Origin of the sequence: Leptospira abararensis (assembly GCF_016918735.1) — a bacterium.
Classification (GTDB): domain Bacteria; phylum Spirochaetota; class Leptospiria; order Leptospirales; family Leptospiraceae; genus Leptospira_A; species Leptospira_A abararensis.
In genome coordinates this window covers 60,698-70,819 of the sequence record NZ_JAFFPR010000023.1, presented here as the reverse complement: position 1 = coordinate 70,819, position 10,122 = coordinate 60,698, and the positions used below count along the sequence as shown (strand labels likewise).

The 10,122-nt window shown below is 40.9% G+C and carries 12 protein-coding genes; 6 read left to right on the top strand and 6 right to left on the bottom strand.

Annotated features, from left to right (window positions below):
- The 4 genes from JWG40_RS07950 to JWG40_RS07935 all read right to left on the bottom strand — a co-directional run.
- A partial coding sequence (locus tag JWG40_RS07950) for a glutamate synthase central domain-containing protein (RefSeq protein ID WP_332470402.1) occupies positions 1-1,844 on the bottom strand: 1,844 nt, incomplete at its 3' end.
- A 417-nt stretch (positions 1,845-2,261) separates the two neighbouring features.
- Positions 2,262-2,798, bottom strand: a complete 537-nt coding sequence (locus tag JWG40_RS07945; RefSeq protein WP_205285297.1) for a shikimate kinase — start codon at positions 2,796-2,798, stop codon at positions 2,262-2,264.
- 38 nt (positions 2,799-2,836) lie between these two features.
- Positions 2,837-3,691, bottom strand: a complete 855-nt coding sequence (locus JWG40_RS07940; RefSeq protein WP_205285296.1) for an HDOD domain-containing protein — start codon at positions 3,689-3,691, stop codon at positions 2,837-2,839.
- A gap of 6 nt (positions 3,692-3,697) precedes the next feature.
- Positions 3,698-4,201: a chemotaxis protein CheD gene (locus JWG40_RS07935; protein ID WP_100745044.1), complete on the bottom strand. Its 504-nt coding sequence runs from the start codon at positions 4,199-4,201 to the stop codon at positions 3,698-3,700.
- Positions 4,202-4,261: 60 nt separating this feature from the next.
- Here JWG40_RS07935 and JWG40_RS07930 point away from each other — a divergent pair, with 60 nt between their 5' ends.
- From JWG40_RS07930 to JWG40_RS07920, 3 genes are all read left to right on the top strand, one after another.
- Positions 4,262-5,485 (top strand): TraB/GumN family protein, encoded by a 1,224-nt coding sequence (locus JWG40_RS07930; protein WP_205285295.1) that lies wholly within the window; start codon positions 4,262-4,264, stop codon positions 5,483-5,485.
- Between the two features lie 42 nt (positions 5,486-5,527).
- Positions 5,528-5,899 (top strand): hypothetical protein, encoded by a 372-nt coding sequence (locus JWG40_RS07925; protein WP_205285294.1) that lies wholly within the window; start codon positions 5,528-5,530, stop codon positions 5,897-5,899.
- 76 nt (positions 5,900-5,975) lie between these two features.
- On the top strand, positions 5,976-6,422 hold the full coding sequence (locus JWG40_RS07920) for a four-helix bundle copper-binding protein (protein WP_205285293.1): 447 nt from the start codon (positions 5,976-5,978) through the stop codon (positions 6,420-6,422).
- Between the two features lie 76 nt (positions 6,423-6,498).
- Here JWG40_RS07920 and JWG40_RS07915 read toward each other — a convergent pair whose 3' ends face one another.
- On the bottom strand, positions 6,499-7,359 hold the full coding sequence (locus JWG40_RS07915) for an esterase/lipase family protein (RefSeq protein ID WP_205285292.1): 861 nt from the start codon (positions 7,357-7,359) through the stop codon (positions 6,499-6,501).
- Positions 7,360-7,474: 115 nt separating this feature from the next.
- Between JWG40_RS07915 and JWG40_RS07910 the strand changes: the two genes are divergently transcribed.
- Genes JWG40_RS07910 through JWG40_RS20150 form a run of 3 tightly spaced genes read left to right on the top strand, consistent with a single transcriptional unit; the run spans position 7,475 to position 9,508 of the window.
- Positions 7,475-7,840 carry a hypothetical protein gene (locus JWG40_RS07910; RefSeq protein WP_205285291.1) on the top strand — a complete coding sequence of 122 codons (366 nt, stop codon included), beginning with the start codon at positions 7,475-7,477 and terminating at the stop codon, positions 7,838-7,840.
- 1 nt (position 7,841) lies between these two features.
- Positions 7,842-9,254, top strand: coding sequence for a UTP--glucose-1-phosphate uridylyltransferase (locus JWG40_RS07905; protein ID WP_205285290.1), 1,413 nt, complete (start codon positions 7,842-7,844; stop codon positions 9,252-9,254).
- Positions 9,251-9,508 (top strand): LA_0364 family Cys-rich lipoprotein, encoded by a 258-nt coding sequence (locus JWG40_RS20150; protein WP_408611496.1) that lies wholly within the window; start codon positions 9,251-9,253, stop codon positions 9,506-9,508. Before JWG40_RS07905 ends, JWG40_RS20150 begins: the two co-directional genes overlap by 4 nt.
- Here the strand turns inward: JWG40_RS20150 and JWG40_RS07900 are convergent.
- The gene (locus tag JWG40_RS07900; RefSeq protein ID WP_205285289.1) at positions 9,498-10,088 is read right to left on the bottom strand and encodes a TetR/AcrR family transcriptional regulator; all 591 of its coding nucleotides are present in this window, start codon (positions 10,086-10,088) and stop codon (positions 9,498-9,500) included. The two genes, JWG40_RS20150 and JWG40_RS07900, sit on opposite strands and share 11 nt — an antisense overlap.
- Between the last annotated feature and the right edge of the window lie 34 nt (positions 10,089-10,122).

Here is a 10,122-nt window from a genome sequence, read left to right as displayed (position 1 = left end):
AGTGAGTTTCTCATATCATGTTTTTTGGATGGATCAAAAAGGATGGCAAAGGTTTTGGCTTTGAAATGACCTTCGCTGATTTGTTTGATTTTTTCAAAATCTTCGTTTGTGAGGATGGGATGTTCCAATTCCAAACGGTGTGCGTGTTCTGGTTCTTCGGAGAGTAAGTTTCCTTCAGGTCCAATGTAAGTGGTCAGTTCCATCACCAACTCTTCACGGATTGGATCGATGGGAGGGTTCGTTACTTGGGCAAAGTTTTGTTTGAAGTAACGGAATAGGGGTTGTGGTTTTTCACTGAGCACTGCTAGAGAGGAATCCACACCCATAGAGCCGATGGGTTCTTCTCCAGAAACTCCCATCGGTTTGATGATGGTGAATACATCTTCGTGAGTGTATCCAAAGGCTCTTTGGCGTTCTAGAATAGTTTCGTGTTGCGGCTGTTTTACGTTCTCTGGATCAGGCAATGATCCCAAACGAATCATATTGTCTTCTACCCATTTGCGGTATGGCTTTTGAGTAGCGATTTGTTTTTTGATCTCTTCATCATCTAGGATTTGGCCTTTTTCCATATCGATAAGGAGCATACGTCCTGGACGAAGACGGTCTTGGACTAAAACTTCTTCTGGAGGGAGGTTAAGAACTCCTGCTTCTGAAGACATGATCACTTCATCATCTTTAGTTACAATGAATCGTGCGGGGCGGAGTCCATTTCTGTCTAATGTGGCACCAATGATGCGGCCATCAGTAAAGGCGATGGCAGCAGGTCCATCCCAAGGTTCCATAAAAGTGGCATGGTATTCGTAGAACGCGCGTCTGTCGGCATCCATGGCTTTGTTTTTAGACCATGCTTCTGGAATCATCATCATAACCGAGTGAGGTAAAGATCTGCCTCCCATTACGAGTAGTTCCAGAACCGTATCGAAGGTTGCTGTATCAGACTGGCCTTCCATAACAATCGGAAGCATACGACGAAGTTCATCCCCATAAAGTGGAGATTGCATCACCATTTGGCGAGCCGCCATCCAGTTCATATTCCCACGAAGTGTGTTGATTTCTCCGTTATGGGCGATTTGGCGGTAAGGGTGAGCCAAATCCCAAGTAGGGAAGGTGTTAGTCGAAAACCTTGTATGTGTTAAACAAAAAGCAGAAGTCAAATCTGGAGATTTTAAATCTTCATAGAATTTTTTAACTTGGTCCCCAAGTAACATCCCTTTGTAAACAATCGTACGTGACGAAAAACTCGGAACGTAGTACTGAGAACGATCCAGTTTCATTTCCGAGCGGATTCGTCTGTCTATGAGGCGGCGGATGAGGAATAGTTTTCTTTCGAAGTCGTCAGAGGTTTTTAGTTTTTTGGATTTTTTACCAATAAACACTTGTTTGAATACAGGAATCGTTTTGGACGCAACCACACCCGCATATTCTTTGTTCACCGGAACATCTCGGAATCCAAGGAATTCTTCCCCTTCATCAACAATGATCTTTTCAATCACGTTTTCGACAGCAGTCCTTACTTCTGTGTTTTGCGGTAGGAAAAGAAATCCTACGGCATAATCGCCTTCTTTCGGGAGAGTGAAGGGAAGATTCTTTCTAAAAAATGCATCTGGAATGTTGATCATGATCCCAGCACCGTCACCGGTTTTCGGATCAGCTCCTTCGGCCCCTCGGTGTTCGAGGTTACACATCAGGCGAATCCCTTTGTCTACGATGTCTCGCGAGCGTTTGCCTTTATAATTTGCGATAAAACCAACACCACAGGAATCTTTGTCCATGGCAGGGTCATACATACCTTGGGCCTGTGGGCCGAGTGGCGGAAGGATGGGTGGTTGGTTAGATTTTGACATACGTACCCTACTCTAAAGCAATTACTGTACCTTGTTTTTGAATTTGGATGTACTGTCCAATTATTTTGTTTTCAGCAAAATGATTTATTTTTAGGCAAATCCAAACATCAGAAAATGCTTAGATTCGGTACGATAGGTTTATTTTTAAATCATTATGCCCTTGGTCTAAGCCAGATTGAATTTGGTCTAAAAAATCCTGGAGTACAAGAAACAAGCGAACTGCAACTTCCATAGGAAGATCGCTTAAATCTGAGCACCATTTTCCGGGAAGTTTGGGTGGTCGCTTTGCTAGTTTTAAGGCAGTTCGGGAGACGACCAAAGGATTTTTCATTCTGGATTGCACGAGATCCGAAACTGATTCGTAAAAGCCGAAAATCGAAGGTTTTACTTAAACGTACGATTCCCGTAGTAATTCCATTATTTGGATTTAATCCCTAACCAATCTAAGATGTGTTCGGCGGCTTCTTCTTTGGAAAGTTTAGATAGATTCAGTTTAAAATGTGCGGCTTCTTGGTAAACGGGGAGTCTTTTTTCTAAAATGGAACGGTAAGACGTTTCTTTAGAGAGGTCGGGTCTTGTGGAGTCTCCCTTTACTTTTTCGATGAGTTCCTCTGCTCCACGTTCCAAATAAACGATCCTTCCCATACTACGGAGTAGGTCCAGTTTTCTTTGGCTTGGGACTTCGTTCCCGGTCTCGTCTAAATCAAATAGAATACCACCACCACAATCCAGAATGATTCCATCCGCAGCTTTCAATTTTTGCAAAATAGAATATTCTAATTCTCGGAAAGCCTTCCAGCCAGATTTTTCCACGAACTTTGGGATGGGAAGTCCACCTGCTTCGTAAACAGCAATGGAATCGGTAGAAACAACTGGAAATTCGGTTTTTTTGGATAGGGAACGAGAAACTTTGGATTTCCCGGCGCCTCTTGCTCCAATAAAGATAATGTTCATAAAATTTGACTTAAAACCTGAGGCTAATGACTTAAAAGTTATACGTTTAACAAATCAGCTAGGCCGGCTTGTAAATCAGGAATATGGACAAAGTAGGTTTCAATATCTGCTTCTGTAACGCCTGTTTGGCTGAGTGCAAAAGGAGAAATCGGAACGGACTCACCACCAATATCGATTCCAATTCCAGAAACGACTATGAGAATACTCGCAATATGTACAACAGAAGTAAGAATCGGATTGTTTTTGGAATTTTCTGGAGTGAGGTAATTGGCGACAACATCGGTCAATTCCTGCGGGAAGTTCCAACGTTTCAAAAGATTCTCAGACACTTCCATATGTGTGTATCCAAAATACTTTTTTTCTAATGCAGGGAAGGGCTCTTGGTTGTCTTTTAGGTCTGCTTTAAGTTGCATCATCACCGGACTAAAGAACTGTGCGAGTACAATTTTACCCACACTACAGAGAAGGCCAGAAGTGAAAGCTAGGTCTTTATCTATTTTGAGTTTTTTGTGTTGAACAATTTTACTCGAAAGTTCTGCCACCAGTAGCGAAGAAGTCCAAAGTTGTGCTGCTTCCATTTGGTAACTATTTAGGTCTTGGGAAAGGATTCCTTTGGCTGCAGTGAGAAGGACAATTTCTTTTACCGTCTTGATGCCGAGAGTCATAAGAGCCTCTTGGACAGTGCGGATGGGTTTGGAGGCCCTGTAGTATGCAGAATTGGAAAGTTTAATGACGTTGGCAGTGATGGCCGGGTCTTTCGAAATTTCCTGTGCAAGGTCAGCAATATTTACGTCTGGTTTTTGGAGTTTTTCCAATACCTTAGACACAACCGACGATATGGCAGGTAGTTTATTTACGTCTTGTAATACTTCATCAACCTTCGATTTTAGCATATTCGCCTAACGCACCTTATAAAGGTATTTTTCCATACCAGCTTTTTTTAACAGCACACGTCCGTCGTCACAGTAAAGACTGATAGTTCTTCCTTCGTTCCCAGCCACATCTTCCACAATGACAGGGATTTTATTCTCTTCCATAAATTTTTTGACAATAGCGATATTCTGTTCCCCAATGTTTTGTAAAAATTGGGAGTTGATCCCTTTAAACATAGAGGCGCCACCGAACATTCGACAAGAGTAATGGCCAATGTTGGAGCCTTGTTGTTTCATCATTTCGATGAGGATGGGGAGGGCAGTTTCTCCGTATTTGTGAGGAAACTTGGTGGCATCCTTGCCTGTAGGATCTTTGGCAAGCATGATATGGGAAATGGCCCCCACTTTCTGTTCTGGATCATACAGAACGATTCCTATGCACGAACCCAATGTAGTTCGGAGCACATCCGTATCTTTTCCGACCTTGATGTCGGCAATTCCCACATTGATGATTTTGGATTTAATAGACATTCTACTTGTTTCTAGAGAGTGGAACCGTTACTTAGGTATTATAGATAGTAAGCTTTCCTTATGCGTTCAATCAAAAAAACTACTCCCCCAAGAAAATCTACCAAAAAAGGTTTCAAAACTTCAGAACCTTATCTCTTTCAAACCATCGGAAAAACGGAAGTCCACATTTTGGGAACAGCACATGTTTCCAAACAAAGTGTGGACGAAGTCGAAAAAATGATCCGAACATTAAAACCCGATGTCATTTGTGTTGAGTTATGTGAGTCTCGAATGAAGTCGGTGGAAGATCCGGATTATTTAAAAAAATTAGATATCTTTAAAGTATTCAAAGAAAGGAAAATGTGGTTACTCCTTTCGAGCCTCATCCTTTCCTCTTTTCAGAAAAAAATCGGGAATAAAGACATCAAACCTGGTGATGAAATGCGTAAGGCTATCACGATGGGAAGGTCCTTAAAAAAACCAGTGATGGCAGTAGACCGTGAAATCCAAACTACTTTAAAAAGGTCCTGGGGGAATGTAGGTTTTTTCTCTAAAATGTATCTCTTCAGCGCTCTTCTTGCCTCTCTTTTGGTCCGAGAAGATGTATCAGACGATAAAATCGAAGAGATGAAATCGGATGACATTCTCAAAGATCTATTCTCTCAAATTCCTAAAAAATATGAATCAGTCAAACATGTCATCATTGATGAAAGGGATGTGTACTTGGCAGAAAAGATTCGCCAAGCAGCAGAAGGTAAGTCTGTCAAAAAACTTCTTGCGGTTGTGGGTGCGGGTCATTTGGCCGGGATCGAAAGGAATCTTCACACAATAAACGACTTGTCCGTGTTAGACGAAGTTCCCAAACGTAAGTGGTGGGACAATATTAGTATCATTCTATATCCTGTGTTCTTTGCGGGACTCATTGGTTATACCACTTGGAGCCAAGGGGGGGAAGCTGGTATGGACCTGTTTTCGAAACTGATTTATATCAAAGGTGGCCTTGCAGCCCTCGGTGCTTTGATCGCACTAGCTCATCCGATTTCTATCCTACTTGCTTTTGTCACGGCTCCCATTGGAACTTTTGTTCCCATCTTTAAAGCGGGATGGGTGAGTGCTCTTTCCGAGTCGTATTTACGTAAACCCCTTGTAGAAGACTTCGAACACATTGCTGAAGATTCAGAAACCTTTGTTGGTTTTTGGAAGAACCGCGTCCTTCATATCTTTCTCGTTTTTTTCCTTCCCCAATTTGGATCTACGATTGGAACCTTTATTGTTGCCGGAAAAGGCTTGAAGAATTTATTTTAGGGATATATGATTGGTTTCGTCTAAAGGATGAAGAAACAGAGCATGAAACGAAAATTTGCAATTGGATTCATTCTAATTTTTCTTGCTTATCTGGGGTGTAAGTCCTCGGTTTTCGGGTTTTGTACTTCCGCAGAAAAATTTGTGGAACGAGAATCTGTTCCGCCTTGCCACCAATCCGCCGAATCCAAATCGGATTCTGCTGATCCTTGTGAATGTCCCATCTCTCATGAGGAACTCCAATCTTCTACTTCAACGGATTTCCCGATTTGGAAACCAGTAAAACTGACCTTTGGGAATGCTTTTGCGACTTTCGAACCTAATTTCCTACCTGGCAAATCCAAATCAGGATTGTTATCCCAACTTCGTTATCCTCCTCCCTACTTTCCGACTACCACAGTTCGACTTTTGATTTGAGATGGCCACACCTAAGTTTAGGTGAATGGATCTTACATTTCAATTGATATTATTTTTTTAACTGAGGTTATACGATATGAATCGCAAAGAATTATTACAAAAAGCAGGAATGGCTGTTGCCGTTTCCGGAATTTTATCTACACTTTCCGCAGAAGACCATGACCATTCTACTATGTCCATGCCAACAACTGGGAAATCAAAGTACTCGAAAGCAATGATGGCAGCTATGCATTGTCAACTTTCCGCTGAGGTTTGTCTCAGCCATTGCCTCACAGAACTTGGAAAAGGAGAGAAGTCTTTGGCTGCTTGTGCCACAAGTACAAGAGAAGTCATCAGTCTATGTGAGTCTTTTGTGAAACTTGCAAGCCAATCTTCTGCTTACACAAAGAAGTTAGCAAACTTATGTATTGAAGTTTGTGAAGCTTGTGCGAAGGAATGTGATAAACATGCCAGTCACCACGCTGTTTGTAAAGAATGTCGAGACAGCTGCCTAACTTGCGTGAAAGAATTAAAGAAAGTCTAACCGATCGGAAAGATAAAACTTGCAACTGTCCGCCGTTTGGCGGGCAGTTTTTTATTGTTCAGGTTGGAAGAAATATCTAACGTTTTTTAGCCTTTTTCTTTGCTTTTGGTTTCGCTACTGGTTTTGCCATAGCTTTTGATTTTTTTGCCGGCTTTGTTTTTTTAACTGCAGATTTCTTTTTTGTTGCCAATTGTTTCTGATTCTTTTTATAAACCGATGGTTCATATTTTGAAAAATCTACTTCAATCTTTTTAGGTACTGCAAATTCAGGATTTGCTTTGGGAGAAGGAGCGATGGCAATATTGTCTTTCGGAGTCCCCAAAAATTCTCTGAGTGTACGGATGTTTTCATTCCTACGTACTAAGTTATAATTTCCAGGAATATCAAACCATAAGTCACGACCTTGGCCAAACTCCGTACTTTCTTGTGGAGGAAAGGAAAAATCTTCGATAGCAGAGAGAGGTTGGAAGAGGGGAAAAGATAAAGCATTTTTATAATTAGTTTTTACCCAATCGGATTCAAAACCCCAATAGGATTGTCTTGTATTGGTAAACCTGTCAGAACCATGGAAAGGAGTTCCGAGAGTGATGAGGCGTTTGACTTTTCGTCTGGCTTCATCAGGTAAAATTAAAACGAGAAGCCCACCGGTGTTATGAGCAATCAAAGTCACTTCGTTAGGCGCTGTAAGAATTTGGCTCGCAAGGTGTTGGACGGCCTCTTCCAAAGACAAAGGGTCACGGAGAGTGGAAAGGATTCCTACTTTGAATCCCAGGTTATCCAAGTTGGATTTAAGTCTAGAATAGTAGGAACGTCCGGCGAGAAACCCAGGAACGATCAATATGTTTTTATCCTTATTATTCTCCACAAACAAATGGCTGGGAAGATAAAACGACAATAACGCCCAAAAACGTTCCAGATATTCTATGAATCGAAACATGAATTAAATGATTCTGTCAGACTCAATTCTTGTCTATGAAAATCAATTCCAGCGCCAGAAGAATTCCTGAATTGACCGATAACCGTACTTACATAGGATTGCCTTTTAGAATCGTATGCGTCATAGTTTCTCTTTTATTTTACTTTTGGGAATTTTTCCTGCGGTTCTTTGGGCCGAACCGGGCAATTATGAAGAAGCAGCAAAGCTTTTGCCCCAAATTTGGGAAACCAAGTACCCTCTTCCTTATGGGAAACTCACGAAAAAGGACCCTTTGAAACAAGGGATCCGGCAAGTGACCCGTAAGAAGGGAAAGTATTGGATGTACAATTTCGAAGTTTTTATGCCAAAATATGAAAGAAAAGAAACCGTTGCTGTCCCAAAAGAAGACGGTCGCAGCATCCTTGTCTTTTTTTTATGGAATCCGGGGATAACAGAAGAACCCCACCGGATTGAACTTGGGGAACCACACGAAGGGAAATAATATGGAGAAACAGAAATCGGATCAACTGATCACAGAAGTAATGAAGACTGCCGGCCTATCGGATGCGTTCATTGCCGATTTTATCACTAAGGTAGATGCTGTAAGAAACGGCGAAACCGGAATGGTCGTTTGGGAAGAAGTAGGAGATTTAGATCCTAAAACTGATGAAATTTCTTTAGAATCCATTCATACTTCCTATCCTACAGACCTTAGTCTTCTCTCCAAATTGGTGGTAATCAAATTGAATGGGGGGCTCGGAACCAGTATGGGACTCGACAAAGCAAAGTCTCTCATTCCCATCAAAGGTTCCATGTCTTTTCTTGCAGTCATGGCTAAACAAATTGAATTCATTCGTTCCGAGTATGGAATTGATGTTCCTCTCCTTTTTATGGATTCTTATAATACTCAAAAAGATTCGCAAATAGAATTAGAAAAAAACGGATTCAAACAAACGTTGCGGACTAGTTTTTTACAAAACAAAGTCCCTCGTTTGGATGCAGAAACCTTTGCTCCCATCCAAAATAAAAATGAAAAAGAAAATTGGTGCCCGCCCGGTCATGGTGATATTTATTTTACTATGGTGCAAGAGGGGATTTTGGATGAATTACTCTCTAAAGGTTTTGAAATCGCCTTTCTTTCCAATGGAGACAATTTAGGTGCGACAGTTGATCCGCATATTGTAAGTTATTTATTAAAGGAAGATATCCATTTTGCCATGGAGATGACTCCAAAAACTTTAGCCGATAAAAAAGGTGGAGCCATCTACAAAAAAATGGTGGGTGGAAAATTCATTAAGTATGAGTTATTAGAAACAGCACAAGTTCCCAAAGAACATGAGAATGAATTTAGTGGTCTTGGCAAATTCAGAACCTTTTCCACAAACAACCTTTGGATCAATCTCCGAGCCTTAAAAGAAAGATTTAACCAAGGGAATTTTTCTTTATCTCTCATTGTCAATCCCAAACAAGTTGATGGAAAAACAGTGATCCAATTGGAAACTGCCATGGGAAGTGCTGTGGGAAATTTTTCTAAATTCAAAGGTATCATTATTCCCAGGGATCGATTTGCGCCGGTTAAAAAAACCGAAGACTATCTTATCCGCCGTTCGGATGCCTATGTATTGAATGCTGATTTTTCCCTTACTATGGCAAAGGAAAGAAAATCTGCAGGTTTGGGGGAAGTTTTAGTTCATTTAGATGAATCGCATTATAAGAAAATCCACCAGTTTGATGATCTTTTCCAAAAGTATCCTTCACTCCTATACTGCGAAGAGTTAGTTGTTACTGGTAAGGTTCTTTTTGATGTTCCTATTACTATTAAAGGGAAAGTTAAATTCCAAAATCTATCGAAAGATTTGAAGACAATCTCTTCCTTGAATCGGAAGGAATTTGAGAACGAAACTATCGATTTATGAAACAAACTTTTGTTTTTTTGTTTTTTAGTTTTTTCTTAAATTGTGGTTCGCCATTTTCATTCCGATCTGCTTGTTACGAACGTAACAAATGTTCTACGATTGAGGGTGAGTGTTTTTTGCGCAATGATGCCTTTTATAAGATTTCGACAAGTAGTCCGGATTATAGTCCCCAAGATCTTGCTGCCATAGTGGGAAGTTGTTTGGGTTTAGAAAAAACTTGTAAAAAAAATTGTGAAAGCGGAACTATTTTTTAGTTTCAAACATAAACCTTTGGCCCATTTGAACAAACATACGTTTTAAGTAGACTTCATTCAAAGAAATCCTCCAATTAATCAAGGCCCCTTCGTAGATGTTAATCAAGTCACGAGCCAGTTCCATTGGATCAACGGATTCTTTCAAAAAGCCATTTGATTGCCATTTCCCAATATACATTGCAAATAAAGACTCCCATCGAAATACAATAGATTTGAATTCGTCACTGAATGGTTGTTCGCCGACAGGGAATTGGCAAGAAAAAATGGCAATGGGGCAACCTTGATAATAAGAACCATCTTCATTGATTTGGATTGCAACTGCTTTTGCTAATTCTGAAATAAAATCATCAGGGGTATTCGATTCTTTTAGAATTTGGCGAAACCAAATCAGAACATCAGCTCCGTAGGTTTGGATCACACGAATTCCCAAATCTCGCTTGGATGGGAAGTGGTCATAGAAGGAGGCTTTTGCTGTCCTGGATTCTCGGATGAGTTGGTTGATCCCAGTGTGGTAGTATCCTTGTTGGTAGAATCTTTTTTTGGCGATTTCGAGGATGCGGTGTCGGGGGGAGCCTTTCATGGGATTCGAGTGTGCAGGGAGGGGGGGATTTGTC